Annotated in this window: 21 protein-coding genes; 11 read left to right on the top strand and 10 right to left on the bottom strand. The window is 61.3% G+C overall.

The genetic code is table 11. The annotated features are described in order from the left end of the window. Window positions 1-11 precede the first annotated feature (11 nt). Window positions 12-1,238 carry an iron-containing alcohol dehydrogenase gene (locus QQK95_RS13745; protein WP_284273179.1) on the bottom strand — a complete coding sequence of 409 codons (1,227 nt, stop codon included), beginning with the start codon at window positions 1,236-1,238 and terminating at the stop codon, window positions 12-14. 201 nt (window positions 1,239-1,439) lie between these two features. On the opposite strand from QQK95_RS13745, the gene QQK95_RS13740 reads away from it, so the two are divergent. The 3 genes from QQK95_RS13740 (at window position 1,440) to QQK95_RS13730 (ending at window position 2,933) form a co-directional block, all read left to right on the top strand. Further along, window positions 1,440-2,141 (top strand): GntR family transcriptional regulator, encoded by a 702-nt coding sequence (locus QQK95_RS13740; RefSeq protein WP_284273177.1) that lies wholly within the window; start codon window positions 1,440-1,442, stop codon window positions 2,139-2,141. 67 nt (window positions 2,142-2,208) lie between these two features. Then, entirely contained in the window at window positions 2,209-2,361 is a 153-nt protein-coding gene (locus QQK95_RS13735; RefSeq protein WP_284273175.1) for a hypothetical protein, read from the top strand. Then, the gene (locus QQK95_RS13730; RefSeq protein ID WP_284273173.1) at window positions 2,340-2,933 is read left to right on the top strand and encodes a DJ-1/PfpI family protein; all 594 of its coding nucleotides are present in this window, start codon (window positions 2,340-2,342) and stop codon (window positions 2,931-2,933) included. Before QQK95_RS13735 ends, QQK95_RS13730 begins: the two co-directional genes overlap by 22 nt. Window positions 2,934-3,127: 194 nt before the next feature. On the opposite strand, the gene QQK95_RS13725 is transcribed toward QQK95_RS13730, so the two are convergent. Continuing rightward, on the bottom strand, window positions 3,128-4,051 hold the full coding sequence (locus tag QQK95_RS13725; RefSeq protein ID WP_284273171.1) for a LysR family transcriptional regulator: 924 nt from the start codon (window positions 4,049-4,051) through the stop codon (window positions 3,128-3,130). Window positions 4,052-4,164: 113 nt separating this feature from the next. Here QQK95_RS13725 and QQK95_RS13720 point away from each other — a divergent pair, with 113 nt between their 5' ends. The 4 genes from QQK95_RS13720 to QQK95_RS13705 all read left to right on the top strand — a co-directional run bounded on the left by QQK95_RS13720 (window position 4,165) and on the right by QQK95_RS13705 (window position 8,505). Beyond that, a complete protein-coding gene (locus tag QQK95_RS13720; protein ID WP_284273327.1) occupies window positions 4,165-5,001 on the top strand; it encodes an isocitrate lyase/PEP mutase family protein in 837 nt (278 codons plus the stop codon). Window positions 5,002-5,129: 128 nt separating this feature from the next. Next, window positions 5,130-6,155 carry an amino acid ABC transporter substrate-binding protein gene (locus tag QQK95_RS13715; protein WP_284273170.1) on the top strand — a complete coding sequence of 342 codons (1,026 nt, stop codon included), beginning with the start codon at window positions 5,130-5,132 and terminating at the stop codon, window positions 6,153-6,155. A 47-nt stretch (window positions 6,156-6,202) separates the two neighbouring features. Further along, on the top strand, window positions 6,203-7,402 hold the full coding sequence (locus tag QQK95_RS13710; RefSeq protein WP_284273168.1) for a cystathionine beta-lyase: 1,200 nt from the start codon (window positions 6,203-6,205) through the stop codon (window positions 7,400-7,402). Window positions 7,403-7,413: 11 nt separating this feature from the next. Continuing rightward, window positions 7,414-8,505, top strand: a complete 1,092-nt coding sequence (locus QQK95_RS13705) for a cytochrome P450 (protein ID WP_284273166.1) — start codon at window positions 7,414-7,416, stop codon at window positions 8,503-8,505. 694 nt (window positions 8,506-9,199) lie between these two features. Here the strand turns inward: QQK95_RS13705 and QQK95_RS13700 are convergent. Both QQK95_RS13700 and traA read right to left on the bottom strand, forming a co-directional pair. Further along, a complete protein-coding gene (locus QQK95_RS13700) occupies window positions 9,200-9,430 on the bottom strand; it encodes a helix-turn-helix transcriptional regulator (RefSeq protein ID WP_202360867.1) in 231 nt (76 codons plus the stop codon). A 127-nt stretch (window positions 9,431-9,557) separates the two neighbouring features. Then, on the bottom strand, window positions 9,558-12,611 hold the full coding sequence (gene traA / locus QQK95_RS13695) for a Ti-type conjugative transfer relaxase TraA (protein ID WP_284273162.1): 3,054 nt from the start codon (window positions 12,609-12,611) through the stop codon (window positions 9,558-9,560). Between the two features lie 172 nt (window positions 12,612-12,783). On the opposite strand from traA, the gene QQK95_RS13690 reads away from it, so the two are divergent. Both QQK95_RS13690 and QQK95_RS13685 read left to right on the top strand, forming a co-directional pair. Beyond that, complete coding sequence (locus tag QQK95_RS13690) at window positions 12,784-13,110, top strand: conjugal transfer protein TraD (RefSeq protein ID WP_284273160.1); 327 nt, start codon at window positions 12,784-12,786, stop codon at window positions 13,108-13,110. A 1-nt stretch (window position 13,111) separates the two neighbouring features. After that, window positions 13,112-13,393 (top strand): conjugal transfer protein TraD, encoded by a 282-nt coding sequence (locus QQK95_RS13685; protein ID WP_284273158.1) that lies wholly within the window; start codon window positions 13,112-13,114, stop codon window positions 13,391-13,393. Window positions 13,394-13,491: 98 nt separating this feature from the next. Here the strand turns inward: QQK95_RS13685 and QQK95_RS13680 are convergent, their stop codons facing one another. After that, window positions 13,492-13,917 carry a hypothetical protein gene (locus QQK95_RS13680; protein ID WP_284273156.1) on the bottom strand — a complete coding sequence of 142 codons (426 nt, stop codon included), beginning with the start codon at window positions 13,915-13,917 and terminating at the stop codon, window positions 13,492-13,494. Window positions 13,918-13,919: 2 nt separating this feature from the next. Here QQK95_RS13680 and QQK95_RS33485 point away from each other — a divergent pair, with 2 nt between their 5' ends. Continuing rightward, complete coding sequence (locus QQK95_RS33485) at window positions 13,920-14,105, top strand: terminase small subunit (RefSeq protein WP_202360863.1); 186 nt, start codon at window positions 13,920-13,922, stop codon at window positions 14,103-14,105. Between the two features lie 147 nt (window positions 14,106-14,252). Here QQK95_RS33485 and QQK95_RS13675 read toward each other — a convergent pair whose 3' ends face one another. From QQK95_RS13675 to QQK95_RS13655, 5 genes are all read right to left on the bottom strand, one after another. Continuing rightward, the gene (locus QQK95_RS13675) at window positions 14,253-14,615 is read right to left on the bottom strand and encodes a hypothetical protein (protein ID WP_284273155.1); all 363 of its coding nucleotides are present in this window, start codon (window positions 14,613-14,615) and stop codon (window positions 14,253-14,255) included. Window positions 14,616-14,642: 27 nt separating this feature from the next. Continuing rightward, entirely contained in the window at window positions 14,643-14,873 is a 231-nt protein-coding gene (locus tag QQK95_RS13670; protein ID WP_284273153.1) for a hypothetical protein, read from the bottom strand. A 15-nt stretch (window positions 14,874-14,888) separates the two neighbouring features. Continuing rightward, window positions 14,889-15,221, bottom strand: a complete 333-nt coding sequence (locus QQK95_RS13665; protein ID WP_284273151.1) for a hypothetical protein — start codon at window positions 15,219-15,221, stop codon at window positions 14,889-14,891. 16 nt (window positions 15,222-15,237) lie between these two features. Further along, window positions 15,238-15,642 (bottom strand): sunset domain-containing protein, encoded by a 405-nt coding sequence (locus tag QQK95_RS13660; protein ID WP_202360859.1) that lies wholly within the window; start codon window positions 15,640-15,642, stop codon window positions 15,238-15,240. Between the two features lie 180 nt (window positions 15,643-15,822). Continuing rightward, on the bottom strand, window positions 15,823-16,110 hold the full coding sequence (locus QQK95_RS13655) for a helix-turn-helix domain-containing protein (protein WP_284273326.1): 288 nt from the start codon (window positions 16,108-16,110) through the stop codon (window positions 15,823-15,825). Window positions 16,111-16,235: 125 nt separating this feature from the next. On the opposite strand from QQK95_RS13655, the gene QQK95_RS13650 reads away from it, so the two are divergent. Beyond that, window positions 16,236-16,664, top strand: coding sequence for a hypothetical protein (locus tag QQK95_RS13650; RefSeq protein WP_284273149.1), 429 nt, complete (start codon window positions 16,236-16,238; stop codon window positions 16,662-16,664). The last annotated feature ends 148 nt before the right edge of the window (window positions 16,665-16,812 follow it).

Below are 16,812 nucleotides of genomic sequence, written 5' to 3'. Positions count from 1 at the left end.
TGTTCCGTGGATTACATGGCGCAGGCTGCGAGGTCGCCGTCATGGGCTGCCTGAACCAGGCGTCGCATGGCGGCGAGATCGAAGGGGCGCGGGTTGTTCTTGATCAGGCGGTCGATGCCGAGCGCCTGATCGGCGGTCCAGTCGAGCTTGTCGGCGGGAAGGCCGAGATCGGCCAGCGTCGGCGTAATGCCGATCGCAGTGAATAGCCGCCGGATTTCCTTGATGGTGGCGTCCGCCATCTCCTCGGCGCTCCGTCCCTTGGCCTCAAGCCCAAGCGCGCCGCCGATCTCGGCCATTTCGGCGGCGACCACGCGGCTGTTGTAGGTCATGACGTAGGGCATCATCGTCGCGACGCCCAATCCGTGCGCGGTGTGGGTGAGGGCGCCGGCAGGATATTGCACGGCATGCGCCGCCGCCGTGCCGGCGGTGCCGAATGCGCAGCCCGCCGCAAGCGCGCCCATCATCACATCGGCGCGCGCATCGGCATCGGTGCCGTCGGTGCAGGCTTTCTCCAGGCTGCGGCCCAGCAGTTTTATGGCCAACAGGGCGAAGTGGTCGGTCAGCGCGGTCTTGCCGATGAAGACATGCTGTTGCGGCAGGCTGGGGTCCTCGCCGCGCCACTTCGCGGTGAAGGCCTCGATCGCATGGGTCAGGGCATCGGCGCCGGCTATCGCTGTCAGGGCAGGGGGGCAGGTCATCGTCAGTTCGGGGTCGCACAAGGCAACCGCGGCGATCAGATAGGGGCTCGATATGCCGACCTTGAGCGTCCGGTCAGGGTCGGAGATCACCGCGACGGGCGTCACTTCGGAGCCGGTGCCCGCCGTGGTGGGCACGGCGATCAGCGGCAGCGTCGGGCCGGGTACCTTGAACTCGCCATAGTAGTCCTGGAGCTTGCCGCCATGGCTGAGCAGCAAGTCGGCGCATTTGGCGAAATCGAGGCAGCTGCCGCCGCCGATGCCGATCACCATCTCGGGCTGGAATTTCTCGGCCTCGTCGACGCAAATGCCGACGCTGTCGCGCGGCACGTCGGGAAGCACGCGGTCATGCACCAGCACCTCGAGCGAGGCGGCCTGGAGCGATTTGACGATTTCCGCGAACACCGCCGTGCCGGCGAAACGCTCGTCGGTACAGACCAGGGCGCGTCGGCCGAACCTGCCGGCGACTGTCGGCAGCGCATGGCGCTGGCCTTTCCCGAACAGGATTTCAGGCGGAAGCCGGAGGGCGGCGAAGAGGCTCATGACGATCCTTTGTCCTTTGGCGGCGGCTGAACTGGAAGGGTTGTCGCGACGGATCCGCCATCTGTCAGCAACGGCGCCAGGACATCCTGCAGCACCCCATGTAACGGTTCGAGAAACATATCCGCTTTAAAATCGTATAGGATATAGGATTGCATCCGCCGGAGCATCGTGTTAGCAGTCCGCACTGTCAAGAGGCAAAAGATGCAGGCTGCGAACTCAACCGACACGACCGAAACGACCGCCGCCGGCGGTCGCATCCAGCGCTCCAACAGCCTGGTCGAGGATGTCTACGAAGCGATCTTCGCGCAGCTGATGGCGCTCAAGATCGCGCCGGGTTCGCGCATCACCGTCGACAGCCTGGTCAAGGAATTCAACGTCTCGCACACGCCGATCCGCGAGGCACTCGGCCGCCTCGAAGGCGAAGGCCTTGTGCTCAAGACGCATCTGATCGGCTATCGCGCGGCACCGCAAATCACACGGCGCCGGTTCGACGAATTGTACGAGATGCGTCTTCTGCTTGAGCCGCATGCCGCGGCGAAAGCCGCCGCTGCCATGGACGAAGCCAAGCTCAACATCTTGCTGGAAGCGGCCGGCGTGATGTCACGGCGCGAAGGCAAGGACGAGCGCCTGCGCTATTCGAATTTCGCCCGGCAGGACGCGATCTTCCACGACAAGATCATGGAGTTCTCCGAAAACGAACTCATCCGGCAGACGCTGAGCCACCAGCATACCCACTTCCATATCTTCCGCCTGATGTATCATGCCCGCGTGACCGAGGAAGCGCTCGACGAACACGAGGCGATCCTCGCCGCCTTCGGCGCGGCCGATCCCGACGCCGCCCAAAAGGCGATGCGCGTCCATATCGAGCATTCGCGCGACCGCTTGCTTCCGGCATTCGATTAAGGCCGGAACCAATGTCCCTTGCCGCCAATATCTCTCAAGAGGGAGGAAAACGCTGCCCTCGGGTGACGTGTCCGGCGCCGTCGAACCGGTGCTGCGCGCCGAGCACCCGTTTCCCGGATTCGCCATTCTGATCCGTTTCGATTTCGAAGACAGCCGAGGCGATCCGCGCCTCGCCCAACGCCAACAGGAGGAAGAGCCATGTCAGGCAAGAAAATACTGATGCTGACCGGTGAGTTCACCGAGGAATACGAGATCTTTGTCTACCAGCAGGCGATGGAGGCTGTGGGCCACACGGTTCATGTGGTATGTCCCGACAAGAACGCCGGAGACCTGATCAAGACCTCGCTGCACGACTTCGAGGGCGACCAGACCTATACTGAAAAGCTCGGCCACTATGCGCTGATCAACAAGACGTTCTCGGACGCCGAAAGGCAACTCGACCAGTATCATGCCGTCTACTGCGCGGGCGGCCGCGGGCCGGAATACATTCGTACCGACAAGCGCGTGCAGGCGATCGTGCGCCATTTCCATGAGACCAAGAAGCCCATCTTCACGATCTGCCACGGTGTCCAGATTCTGATCGCCGTCGATGGCGTCGTCCGCGGCAAGAAGGTTGGGGCTCTCGCGGCTTGCGAGCCGGAGGTGACGCTTGCCGGCGGCACTTACATCGACCTGTCTCCCACCGATGCCTATGTCGACGGGACGATGGTTTCCGCCAAGGGCTGGACGGCGCTTGCCGCGTTCATCCGCGAATGCCTGAAGGTACTGGGAACCGAGATCCGCCACGCTTGACGCCAAAACGGCTGGCGCGCGTCAGCGCGCCGGCCGTTTCCAAGGGAAAGCACAGTGCTTTCCCTTGGGAATTTTCAAAACAAAGAGTTGGAGCAGGTGCCGTTTCCCTGAAACGGTGAATGGCTCCAGGATCGGTAACCGCCGCACGGGTGTGACCGTTGGGCTGACCGCCCCGGCCATGATGCCGTCGAGGCTCAAGCATGTCGCCTTGGCACGATCGCGTCGAGGTAATCTGTGCCCAACTGCTCCCGCAACCTGTTGGCGGCCGCACTGAGGAATCCGTCTCGACGCGTAACGATGAAGATCGAGATGGTAAGCGCCAAATCTCTAACATCGATCGTGGCGAGCGTTCCGGCGGCGAGTTCTTCCGCGACACCGCTCTCAGTCATCAAGGCGAGGCCAAATCCGGCTTCGACCAGGCGCTTCTGGGCGGTCAGGCTGTCGACCGGGGTCCAGTCGACTTCGCCCAGTCCAAGCGTTTGAAAGATGCTGAACACATGTGAGGCCCAGATCTCTCGCTGCCCCGGGATCTCCGGGAAAGCTATCCACCTTTCTTCGACCAATTCGGCGAGCGACTCGATCGACCGAGCGGCCAAGGCGTGCTCCGTCGAGCAGACGACCAGCAGCCTTTCCACGCCAAGGCGCTCATACTGCAGGTCAGGGGAGCGGTCGCGGTCATAGCGAATTCCGATGGTGGCTTCGCCACGCCTTACCAGATCGCTGACCTCGGTGCTGCGAACCGTCTGCAATGCCAGGTCCACTGAACGATGACTGGCGGCGAACTTCTTCAGGATGGCTGTAAGCCTGGTGCTCGCCAAAGTGCCCACCACCGCCAGCGACAAGGGCCCGGCATTCTCGGTCTTAAGTGCTCTTACGGCCCTCTCTGCGTCCTGAAGGGCAGCAAGCGCACGCTCTGCATAAGGCAGCAAGACGCGTCCCGCCTGGCTTAGCGCGATGCCATTGGACATGCGCTCGAAGAGTGGCATCCCGAGTTCCTGTTCGAGCAGACTTATACGATGCGAGATGGCCGGCTGCGTGCGGTTCAGAACCCGGGCCGCGTTGGAAAATCCACGCTGCCGGTGGATGGTCAGAAACGTGTTCAGGGCTTCAGCGTCCATTTCGGCCTATAAATAAAATCTATGAGGTCGAAAGATATTAGAAATTGGACGAATGCAGTCAAGGCTAATAGCAGTCTCTTCACCGGTGAATTGCGGAGGACAGACGCGTGGATATGCAGATCGAAAAGGCGAAGGTGTTCAAGGCGCTCCACCTTGCCGAACAAGGCTTCGTCATGCCCAATGCATGGGACGCCGGAAGCGCCGTCATCCTCGCCGATGGAGGCTTGCCGGCAATCGGCACCACCAGTGCCGGGATCGCGTTCTCGCTTGGCAAGCCGGACTTCGACATTCGCGATGCTGGATCTGTGCTGACGCGTGAGGAGATGTTCCAACGGCTTCGGCAGATCGTCGATGCCGTCTCCTTGCCGGTGAATGGCGATCTTGAGGACGGCTACGGCCCCGACGCACAAACGGTTGCCGAAACGATCAGGCTTGCCATGGCGGCTGGCCTGGCTGGCGGCAATATTGAGGACAACAATCCCCGCGCCGAAGGCCTTTACGATGAGGGGCTGGCGGTCGAGCGCATCAGGGCAGCAAAAACCACGATTGAAGCAAGCGGCGGCGCCTTTGTCCTCAACGCCAAGATCGATGCGTTCCTTGTAGGGGTGCCCGATCCGCTGGCGACCGCCATAAGGCGGGCGAACCTGTTTCTCGAGGCCGGGGCCGACAGTGTGTATCCGTGCGGCCCCAACGACCTGGACACGATCAGGACACTGGTCAGCGAAATCAACGGTCCGGTCAACATTGTCATTGGTTGGGGGCCCGTTCCGTTGAGCGTGCCGGTGTTGCTCGACATCGGCGTGAAACGGATCAGCCTCGGTGGCAGCATAGCGCGATCCGCTCTTGGGCTTGTGCGCCGCAGCGTCCGCGAATTGTGCGATCAGGGCACGATCAATTTCGCGGCCGACCAGATCGGCCAGCAGGAGCTGAACGCTCTCTTCTCCAGGTGATCGGATGGCGTCGCGGCGCAGGCTCGCGCAGCCACCGTTTCACTCAAGGCAAGCCAGCACGAACACGAAGATCGGCAGTCCCGATGCTCCGATCGAAGATCCATGGTTCAACGCAAAAAGGGGATGAAATGAGCAAATTGTGGAGACTGGTGCCCGCTGTGTCGCTGCTTGCACTCGCGATGCCCGCGGCTGCGGACACACTCGATAACGTCAAGACCGCCGGCTTCGTCAAATGCGGTGTGAGTACCGGCGTTGCCGGGTTTTCAACTCCCGATAACAAGGGTGAATGGTCCGGTCTCGACGTTGATCTTTGCCGCGCTGTCGCCGCTGCAATTTTCGACGACCCTAATGCGGTCAAGTTTTCGCCCCTGTCGGCCAAGGAGCGGTTTACGGCTATCCAGTCGGGCGAGGTCGATATCCTTCAATACAACACCACGTGGTCTCTCAATCGCGACACTGCCCTTGGTCTGAACTTCAGGGCCGTAAACTACTATGACGGCCAAGGCTTCATGATCAATTCCAAGAGGTTGCCCGGAGTGAAATCGGCCCGGCAATTGGACGGCGCTTCGGTCTGTATCCAGACGGGTACGACCAGCGAGCTGAATGTTGCCGATTACTTCAAGGCCAATAAGATCCGGTACAATCCCGTAGTCTTTGAAAAGCTCGAGGAAATCCAGTCCGCGTACGATTCCGGACGCTGTGATGTCGTCACCATCGACCAGTCGGCACTGTACGGCGTCCGTCTGACACTCGCCAACCCAGCCGACCACATTGTTCTTCCCGAGGTCATTTCCAAGGAGCCGCTTGGGTCGGCGGTCCGCCAAGGCGACGACAGGTGGTTCGATATCGTCAGCTGGACGCACTACGCGATGGTGACTGCGGAGGAACTGGGCATAACCCAGGCCAACGTCGAGGACATGAAGGTCAATGGCAATCCTGAAGTGAAGCGTGTGCTCGGGCAGGAAGCGGACAGCAAGTTGGGCGCGGATCTTGGTCTCGATAGCGACTGGGTTGCTCGCATCGTCAAGCACGTCGGCAACTACGGCGAGGTTTTCGAACGCAATGTCGGAGCCGGAAGCCCGTTGAAGATCGCTCGCGGCATCAACGCTTTGTGGACCAATGGCGGTCTGCAATATGCTCCGCCCCTACGCTGATGCGGCAGGTCACAATTCCAGCCGCGCAGCTTTCGGAAGACCAGATCATGCCTGGAGGACAAAGCCCGACACAGGCGGGCATCAACACGCGGTTGGCGCATATCGGCTATGAGCCGGGCAGCTATTTCGGCTTCGTCAATCCGCCTGTCGTGCATGCATCGACAGTGCTTTTCCCAAACGCTCGAACGATGGCGGCACGTGACCAGAAATACATCTATGCGACACACGGAACGCCAACCACCGAGGCACTTTCCGGCGCCATCGACGAGTTGGAGGGTTCGGCTGGAACGGTCCTGGTTCCGTCGGGCCAAGCGGCTGTCGCTCTGCCTCTGCTGGCCTTTCTGTCCGCCGGCGATCATGCGCTGATCACAGATTCCGTCTATGCGCCGACCCGCCAGTTCGCTGACCTTGTGCTGAGGCGCATGGGGATAGAGGTCGAATATTACGAGCCGCGCATCGGCGCCGGCATCAAACGGCTGCTGCGATCCAACACCAAGGTCGTCTTCACCGAGTCTCCGGCCTCCAACACATTCGAAGTGCAGGATATTTCGGCAATCGCCAGGGTGGCTCACGCTGGCGACGCTGTCGTCATGATGGACAACAGCTGGGCGACACCGCTGTTCTTCCGGCCGCTCGACCATGGCGTGGATATCTCCATCCATGCAGCGACGAAATATCCCGGCGGCCATTCCGACCTGCTGCTTGGCACGGTCTCGACAAACGCTGCCACCTGGCCGCGGCTCTGGGAGATGTTCCTGACGCTCGGAATACCTGCGGCACCCGATGACACCTATCAGGTCCTGCGTGGTCTGCGGACGATGGGCGTGCGGCTCGCCCACCATCAAAAAAGCGCGATCGAGATCGCGTCGTGGCTCGAGCATCAGCCCGGCATCGCGCGTGTGCTCAATCCCGCCCTTCCGAGCCATCCGGACCATGCTGTCTGGATGCGCGATTTCTCCGGAGCAAGCGGGGTCTTCTCGATTGTTCTCGCAGCCGGCAGCCAGTCGCATGCATTTCTCGATGCGCTCGAGATATTCGGCCTCGGCTTTTCGTGGGGCAGCTACGGCAGCCTCGCTATGCAGGTCGATCTCTCGGATCGGACTGTCGCCGATGGCGTTTTCGAGGGGCCGCTGATCCGCCTGCAAATCGGTCTCGAGGACATCGAGGACCTGAAGCGTGACCTGGCGCGTGGATTGAGAGCGACAACACGCGCCGGCCGGCCCGGCTTCGATCAATCGGTTTTATGAGGAGACCCGACGTGGCGAACCCGCAGGACAATGCTGATGCCTCCGAGGCGCCCGACGCGGCAGGCTTGGGTTCGGTCATGCCAGGCGGCACAGGTGAGCCCACTCACGTGCGGGCGGCGGCGGCACACGCCGATCCCTACCCCTTCTATGCTCGTTTGGTGTCGGGCGAGCCGATTTATCGAGAGGAACCGGCCGGGCCGTGGGTCGCCGTCAGCGCGGCAGCGGTAAACGCGGTGCTGACCAGCCCGCTTTGTTTAACGAGGCCGCTGGCAAGCCCGGTTCCCGAGCCGCTGATCGGCTCGCCTGTGGCCGAGATTTTCAGCCGCCTCGTGCGGATGAACGATGGAGAAATTCACTGTCCATTGAAAAGCACGGTGACGAACGCACTCGAAGGCCTGAGCGAACGACGCGTTGCCGATCTCGCAAATGATCTCGCCGGGAATCTCGGGGCAACCATCATGCCGGAGGTTGACGGCGAACGGCTGAACCAATTTGTCTCGGCCTTGCCGTCACAGGTCATTATGAGCTTGCTCGGCGTCCCAGCCGCCAGCTTTTCGGACGTCGCGCGCTGGATGGGCGACTACGGCGCGGCCGCAACGGCCGCGGTCACCGGCGTTCCCTCGCTCACCCCTGCCATCCTGCGAGCCGGCGCCGAAAGCTCGGCCAGGCTTCTCGATCTGTTTCGAGACATGTTGGGAACTGTGCAGGTTGATGACGGTTCGCTGCTTGCCATACTGTCGCGACAAGCGGCGCGCTCCGGCAGGCTGGATGCGGATCAGGTGATCGCCAATGGCATAGGGTTAATGGCACAAGGCTTCGCCGGAACCTCTGCCCTGATCGGCTCGACCCTTGTCGCGTTGGCACGCTATCCCGATGCGCTGGCTGCCGTTCGGGGCGATCCCGCCCTGATTGAGAAGGTTATTCAGGAAGTGTTGCGATTCGACCCGATAACACACAGCACCCTTCGCTTCGTGGCACGCGACGGCGTCGTAGCCGGCCAGGCAATGCGACCGAACGATATAATCATCGTGACCTTGGCCGCCGCTAGCCGCGATCCGGCGCTCAACCCTGATCCGGATCGCTTCGCCTGGTTGAGACGATAACGGGCATCGCCGTGACCACTCTTCTTGCCCGTGGCATCGTGTTCGATGGTCTCGATAAACGGATTTCCTACCGACCATCGGCACATGTCCGCATGCCGGTGTTTGGCCTCTAGATTGGTCGGATTTCCGAGCACGCTTGTCGGGACGCTCTGACGCTGGAAGATACGAGGAATACACCCGTTGAAGCGACAGGCGCGGCTGAGATCCACAAAGCTGCAGGAAATCTGATACGGCGCTCCGACCGCCACCCGAGCTGGGAGCTTATGGCGAGGCGCCCGGCGCAGGGTGGGCGCAGACTTCCATCGATCCGATAGGCGAGGCGCGATAGGCAGGTTCCCGGTGGCTGGATACGCAGCCGCAACCCGCCACCGTCGGATAGTTTCAGAAGCCTGGACGCGAACCGGGCATCGCGGCATTTCACGTCGCGGAGCGCCAACTGTCAGGCGGCCTTCGTGTCGAAACAAATTCAGCCGTTTGCGGAGACGCAAACGAAGGAGCCTTGGCAAAAGCGAGAGGCGGGGAAAGTGATGGTGCCAGAGGCGGATTCGAACTGTTAGCTATCTATTTGAATTTACTTACAAATAGTCAGTGAGGATATTGATCAATACCCACAAAATTACCCAATCAAAAATCATACCGATGGTTTGGTTCCGTTTTCCACAGAAAATTGCTTTGCATGATGCGATAGATGCGATCATTTTGCCACCTCTTGCAATCGGATTTCATCATCTCGCCTCGGCCTCCACGATGCGGGATTCTCAATCCACCGATTGATATCCGACTCCCGCCATCCGGCACCGTTGACACTGATCCTGATCTGAGCCGGAAATGTGCCTTCGGCGATCTTGCGATACATGGTTGAGCGGGACAGGCCGGTCCGGGCAAGGACAGTTCTGCTGCGGATGATACGGTCGGGTTCTGGCATGGCTGGCCTGCCTCCTGCTGGATGCTTCTGATATCTGGTGGGCAGGCATAGTGGGGAACCGCAGCCGCGCAATACGGGTTGCCGCCGTATCGTAAGCTGACGTGTTATCGGCGGCAAATCGGATGAGTCAGATTCCGATGTCGCGCCCCCTTCCGAGTCCCAGGCCGTGACTGAACGCGAGTTCCGCGCCGAGGCGGCGGCCAGAATCGGTTTGAATGCCGAGGTCGCGCTTGCGGTTGGCGAGGAGCGATTCCAGCTGCGGATCGCGTTCAAGGCTTTTGGCCATGTCGGACATGGCCGAGCGCGTTGACTTGTAGCCGGACATGTCGCCGGCCTGATATTGCTCCCGTCCCGTCCGGTCGAGCCTTTGCCAACGCTCCACGAACCGGTCAGCACGGCGGCCGGGATCGAGGTCCATCCCGGTGCGGATTTCCGTTTCAAGCTGGAGCGCGAGCACGATGCGGCTAACGCGGCCGGCCCCCGCCTCGCGGACAAGTTCGGGATTTTTCACATAGGCCGCTTCGGCATCGCGCCAGCCGTGGGGTCGCACCTTCTCGAAAGCGCTACGGGCATCTTTCAGTTCGCGCATCTGGTCGGGACTGCCCCGCCCGTCCGCATTTGCGTTGTGCAACATCGCGTCGATCGCACGCGCGTGGCGCACAAGCGCTTGCGTACGAGCGCCGCGCAACGCAGCTTCTGGATCCAGTGGTGCTTCCGTGTTGCGCTGTGCATCCGGCCTTGGCTTCTCCCTTTCCGGCCTGGCAGCGCCATTTGCGATCTGCGCCCCAACATTCTCCCTTCCCGGCCCAGGTCCACGTTCCTGGCCGGGCTCGCCATCTCCGGGCGAGCGCAACCCGTCCAGCAATCCGCCGATCCTGTCGCGCAGCTTCTCGGGAACGACGCGGCGCACGATCTCGACCAGACGCTCTCGGAACGTGATGCCGCGCCGCTCGGCATAGCTTTGCGCCGGGTCGACTTGCTCGTAATCCGACGCCATGTCCTTGGCGCGGTCCCGTGACAGCGTCTGTACGAGCTGTTCACGGGTTGCGAAGTCGTCACTGGCGTAGTGGAGGTCTGTGCCGTCACGATGCCGGGATAGTGCGACGTAGCTGCCGTGCGCATCCATGCCAGGCGTGGCGAGCACATGGGTCCGGTCGACGGTCATGCCCTGCGCCTTGTGAATAGTCGCTGCATAGCCATGGTCGATGTCGGCATAGTCTTTCAGGTCAAAGCGCACAGACCTGCCGTCATAGGTGCGCACGGTCATGCTCTGTGTGCTGACTTCCTCCACGATGCCCAGCGTGCCGTTCTTGACGCCGAGCCCGCGCTCGTTGCGCAGGAACATGACGCGATCGCCACTGGCGAAGGTCCTTGCACCGCGTTCGACGCTTATCGGAACATCATCTCCGAGATTTCCTGCAATGCGCATGCGCTCGCGCGCTGCCTGGTTCAGCGCCCGCACCTCGTCGTTTGTATGGGTGAGGATTATCCGGCTTGCCTCTGGATGCGCCTGCCTGTCGCGATCCCAGCGCTCGACGAGTTCACCTCGCGCTTCGTCGCGCGTTGCAGCCTGATGCACCATGTCTCGCGCGTCGTAGGCGCTGATCGCGGCGCTGATCCTGCCGGTTGCCAGATCGCGCGTGGCATCGCGCTGCCAGTCCTCGCGCTGCCGGCGCACCTGGCCGATTTCGACGCCGCCATGACGCTCATGGATGGAACGGAATGCAGCACCGGCTTCGATTGCCTGCAACTGCTGCGGGTCGCCGACGAGGACGACTTTTGCGCCAACGTCCGCCGCATGGGAGAGCACGCGCTCCAACTGGCGCGTGCCGACCATGCCGGCCTCATCGATCACCAGGACATCGCGCGAGGTGAGCAGATCCCTGCCCTGTCCCCAGCGATACTCCATACTGGCGATGGTGCGTGACGGGATGCCTGAACCGCCTTCAAGGTTCTCCGCGGCAATGCCGGAAAGCGCCGCGCCTCGGACCTCATAGCCCGCCGCTGCCCATGCCTGGCGGGCAACACCCAGCATGGCGCTCTTACCCGTCCCGGCAAAGCCGACAATGACACCAAGGCTGCGGGCATCCGTGATGTGCGCAAGCGCAGCGGTCTGCTCGCCTGACAGTGCAAGGTCACGCTGCCCGGCCTGCGCCAAACCCATCGCACGATCCCGGTCACTCACCGCATGACGTTCCTCTCCGGCCATGCGTTCTGCTGCGCGGTGGAGGCGCAGTTCCGTCTCGATCATCTGCCTTGTGGTGAAGCGGTCCTCGCCGCGTCCGTCCTTGCCGAGTTCGACCAGATCGGGTGCGTTGCTGATGGCTGCCATCACCGCGTTGAACTGCTCCATTCCATCGCTGTGGCGATGCGCGAACTTCGCGATGTCCTTTCGGGTGAAAGTCGATTGCTGATGCGTGATGGCATCGAGCGCCACGGATGGATCGGCAATAATGCGCGCACCATTGTTGCGCGCGATCTCGCGATGCAGTTCGGCGCGATCTGCTTCAATGTCGCCAGCAGCAAGGCCACTGCCCTCAATGCGTTGAGCCGGCGCACCAATCTGGGTCTGCGGCTCCAACGCTATGCCCTGCGCTTCCAGACTGCGATGATCGATGCGGGCGTCGATGTCGAGTTCGGCCAGACGCGCATTGGCCAGCTCCGCCCATCGCTCGCGCCAGCGCTCGACCAGCTCGGTCTGGTTCCAGTCGCGAACCTTTGGGCCAAAACCATTCTCATCCACGGACCGCATGGTGAGCATGACATGGGCATGCGGTTTGGGACTGCCATCTTCTGCCCTGTCCCAATGCACATTGAGATCGGCCACCATGCCCTTGCTGACAAATTCCACTTTTACAAAGTCGCGCGCCAGTTCGATGCCTTGCGCCTGGCTGAGTTCACGCGGGAGGGCAAACTCAACCTCGCGCGCAAGCTGGGCATCCTTGCGGACCTCGAACGCCTCGACATCGTTCCACAGCCGCTCGCGGTCGCGCCAGGCCTCTGGTGCATCCTCCGGCAGCATCACCTCGGAATGGACGACACCGCGCTTGGTCGAGAAATCATGCGTGCGTTCGATGCGCTCGTCACGCAGCCGCGAAGCCGAGCGGTAGGCGGCCGAAGCCACAGCACTCGACCCAGCCTTGCGGCCAATGACCTTGACATGAAGATGATAGATCGCCATCGCGACCAGATCATTTGCACGTCAAACGGCACGTCGGCACGACGTATAAGCGCGCCCTCCCTCGAAAAAATCTCGGGATGGACCAGCCCGTCCCGCGCTGTCTCGGCAACCCGGGGGCCTTCCGGCAGACGCTCAACTATCATCCAGAGATCGACAATCAATGGAGACGACCATGCGCAAACCACGCGACTTTGACGCCGAACTGAAGGCGCTGGAAGAAAAAGCGCGCGAGCTGAAGACGCGAAAGGTGCAGCAGCTTGGCGAGCTGGTGATCGCCACCGGCGCCGATCAATTGAGCACGGACGAACTGGCTGGCGCGCTGGTCGCAATCACTGAGACGAAAGACACCTCAAAGCGTGAGGCATGGGCCAAGCGTGGAGTGATGTTTTTCGAAAGCCGGTCCCGGCGAACTGCTCCTGCATCTCAGCGCAACCTCCGCGGCGCTCCAGCGCAACCGGGCAGCTCGCAATCGCCTACAGGCGGCGCGGGCTCGCAATGACATGCGCGCGTGGCAGGTCGAGCGCCGCAAGCGCACCCGACATCTGATCGAGCTCGGAGGTCTCGTCGTCAAGGCGGGCATCGTCGACCTGACCAATGACGATCGCGCCACCATCTATGGCGCGCTGCTTACGGGTGACAACGCCACGCTGACATCGGAGCTTCAGACGGCTCAGACCGATCTCGCGGCTTCTCAGGCCCAGGTGGCTGATCTCGTCGCAAAGTCGAACGCGAACAATGACGCGCTTGCTGCGGTGCTGGCGCCGGCCAATCCGCAGCAGTGACGGCGCGAGGAGGGTATGCACACCAGCGAACCCTCATCCGCGACGCCGGAGCGATGCGGGCAATCGCCGCCCGCATTCCCAGAACGTGCGCCTGTCGTTTATTCGAGCTTCGACCAATCAATCTCGATGACCAGCGGACCGGTCGGCTCGATGAGATGGTCGTTGATCTTGATGCCACGCTGCTTCAGTTCTCGAACACGCGGGTTGAGATCATCGGTTCGCAACTGGCCTTTCGCTGGCCGGTTGGGGAAGGTGACCACATCGATAGTGATCCCCGGGGCGTTGTCCGGCTGCAAATTGGCAAGATCATTCCGTTCATTCCAACGCGTTCCAGGCGGAAGGGTGACGATCCTGAAGCTGCTGCCATCAACCAACACGTGGGCCTGGTTCCGGCTGCCACGGTCGATCAGCGCATTAATGAGCTTCTCAAGCACGTCATCGGAGAGCAGCAAGGAGTAGGCCTCCCTGGTCTTCCGCGCATTCTCGGCAATAGCCTGAGACTGCGCGGTTACCGCCGCCGCCATCGATGGCTGATCTGACACCACAGCAGGACGCGTTTTGCTTGGCGTACATCGAAACCGGCAACGCCTCCCAAGCATACCGCACGGCCTTTGACGTGGGTGAAAACACCATGCCCGCAACGTTGTGGAGCGAGGCAAGCCGCCTCACGCGGCTAGACCGCACAGGTGCCAAATGCCCGCAACCGAGTTGACCCCGAAGCAATCGCGCTTCGTCGACGAATTCACTCAGTTCGGCCATTTGATAGTTTCCTCCGTTCTCCAAGGCGCTCTGCCTACGCCTTGGACGGAAGGCGTGGGCGATTCCGATATCGAGAAAATATTTGGCAGCTGGGGGCTGCTTATTGCTGCGGTGGCCCGCAAACGTCCATAAACGCAAGCGCGCCCTTCGCCGAATTATCGCTGGTGCCTGCCAACGCCTCCTTATTCGCGGCTGAGACCTCGTCGATAGCCTTTTGAACCCTGTCCGTGATCGGGGTGACGTTGGGCTTGCCGTCGAGGTGCTGCAGTTGGAAATTCAACGCCACGAGATCTAGCATCGCAAGCTGAGCCCGCCTCAGTCCCTCTTGAGCGGCCCTCGCATTCGATACGCTTATGATAAGTTCGCCGCGGATGAGTTCGCACTGCTCCCGCGAAATTTCCATCGCCCGCGCATCGCCAACAGCGGCTGCCAGAATGGCGGTCAACGCTAGTCGGCTCAACATTCTTTCCTCTCCCGTCTCTCGTTGCGATCAGGTGCTGACTTGGCGCTTCCGAAGCACCTCCATCGCGTCCGCGTGACGTTGTGTGGCCAATCTAATTGCCTGCAGCTCTTGCAGGGCGGATCCTAGAGCGACGCTTAGAATACCCATCCCGAAGAACAAGGCGCCGAGGATTTGATGGATGGCGGAAATTGCCGCACCATAGGCAGCCAAGCCGGCCAAAATCTGCAGGGCTCCGAACACTACGATGACTATTCCCATCTGCAGTTCCCCCGTTCAATATTTGAATGCCGGCGTCGATCCGGCCGCACCGATCTCCATATCGATGCACCCGTCGAGGACTGTGTAAGATCCGCCGCCACCCATTCTGGCCAGGCTATCGCAATAGCTCCGGGTCTTCTCTGGGAGGGAAGTCCATTGCGGTTTGCGTTTGTTGTAGGCGTTTTGCTCCATCTCCATGCAGCCGTTGTAAACGACAGCCGATCCGCCGCCGGTGTCTGATAGTTGACGGCAGTAGGCGGCTGCGTCGTAGCGCGGTATCTGCTGGCTGTGAGCGACCGGAACGGCCGCACATAGCGCTACAACAGTGACGACCGCCAATCGTTTCATGTCCCCTCCATCAATTTCATCGTCTTGCCTTGCGCCAGCCGGCCGCCACGGCTTCTGCTTCACTGCAGAACCACCGTTCTCCATACTGGGGGCTGATCTTCGTCTCCCAGTAATGTTCCTGGCCGGGCACGTGGTAAATCCGCTCCCCCGTGTTGATCGAGATATTTCCTTTGATGTTGCAACCAATGGAAAAAAGCGAGGTGCTAGGAGCCGCGTCGGCGATGCCTTCGGTTTGCATGAGGCTGGGAGCGGCGCCGATGATGCTGGGGTTGTGCGAGAGGATAACGGCGACGGGAACAAGGATCAGAGCGAACAAATACTCGAGCCGCCAAATCCCGCGTCTCCGGCGCTTTCTGGCGTTCTTGCGCCAGCGGTCAGCCTGATCGGCACCGATATTGTGCTGTTGCTGGACTTTGCCCACAGTCCCATTCTCCCCCCGCGGGCAGAATGCTTCCATTAGCGAAAAGAGTCCAGAGAGCTTTAGTTGAGGCTAATGTTACTTCAGCCGGCGATCACCACGGCCGGAACATTCTTCGCCGGGTGAAGTTCTGAATCTGCCTTGGTTTTGATCCCCGTGGGCCAAGGCCGGAGGCTGCCTCCATCAGCTTCCACAGCCCGCCTTGGACGGGGGCAAAACTGTCTGGGGCGGGCTACTTCTAGCGTGAGTCAGCGATGGAATACCTTCGGCGGTGAAGCGAATTCCGGCATTCTCAAATGCTTTGCGAATGGCCGTGATGTTGTGGGGACGGGGTTTCCTGATGCCATTCTCAAGAACGGCGATCGTCATCTCGCTGAGATTGGCTTTTGCGGCAAGGCGCACTCGCGACCAGTTCAGTAGGGCTCGCGCTGCCCTTGCTTGATCTGCTGAGAGTAGGTGTCGGCTGTCCATAGGCACGGAACATTCAACACGGCTAAAATGTTCCCCTGACCCTCTGCGACGGTCAGAGGCGTGGCTTGCCTATAAGTCGCGACTTATGCAACATCCACCACGTTCTTCACAGCAAGGCGCTCGGCATGCTGGCTCGGATCGATCACCATCCCTGCGACATCTACGCCATCGCTCGCACGTGCGGTGTGAAGCTTCATGACAGCGCGGACAATCGCTCGAGCGGCCGCCAGGCGGGGCACTGCTACTGCAAGCCGACCCTTCGGGCGATCGGGCGCCGGCATGGCGAGGCGCACCTGGCCATGGTGCTGAAGGTGATCAACTCGACCGGCAATGGTTTAGAGTTGCGTGCCGCCACGCTGCAGGCCGTTTCCTATCTCATCCTGATCGAAGTCATTCCGATCGGCTCCGCCTTGTTCGAGGCCTTTGACCGGATCGACCTGGGCCACGTCCGACGCATGGCCAGGGCGATGCCTGGGCTTACCTCGAACAACATGGTGGCGCTGCTCTATCCGATGCTCGCCGGCACCGCGATTTTCGAGAAGGTGGCGGCATGACCGAAATCGAGGTCGAGGGCGTTGGCGTCTATCGATTGCCAAACCAGTGGCAAGGCCAGCGGCTGAGGCGCCTCCGCGGCGAGGAGCGTCACACCGCGGTGCTGGCGATCGGCTGCGGGACAAACGGCCTGCGGCATCCAGGGGCGGC

It is taken from the genome of Mesorhizobium huakuii (assembly GCF_030160235.1).
Classification (GTDB): domain Bacteria; phylum Pseudomonadota; class Alphaproteobacteria; order Rhizobiales; family Rhizobiaceae; genus Mesorhizobium; species Mesorhizobium huakuii.
Note: the sequence above shows the minus strand (reverse complement) of the source record. Positions and strands in the feature narration are given on the sequence as shown.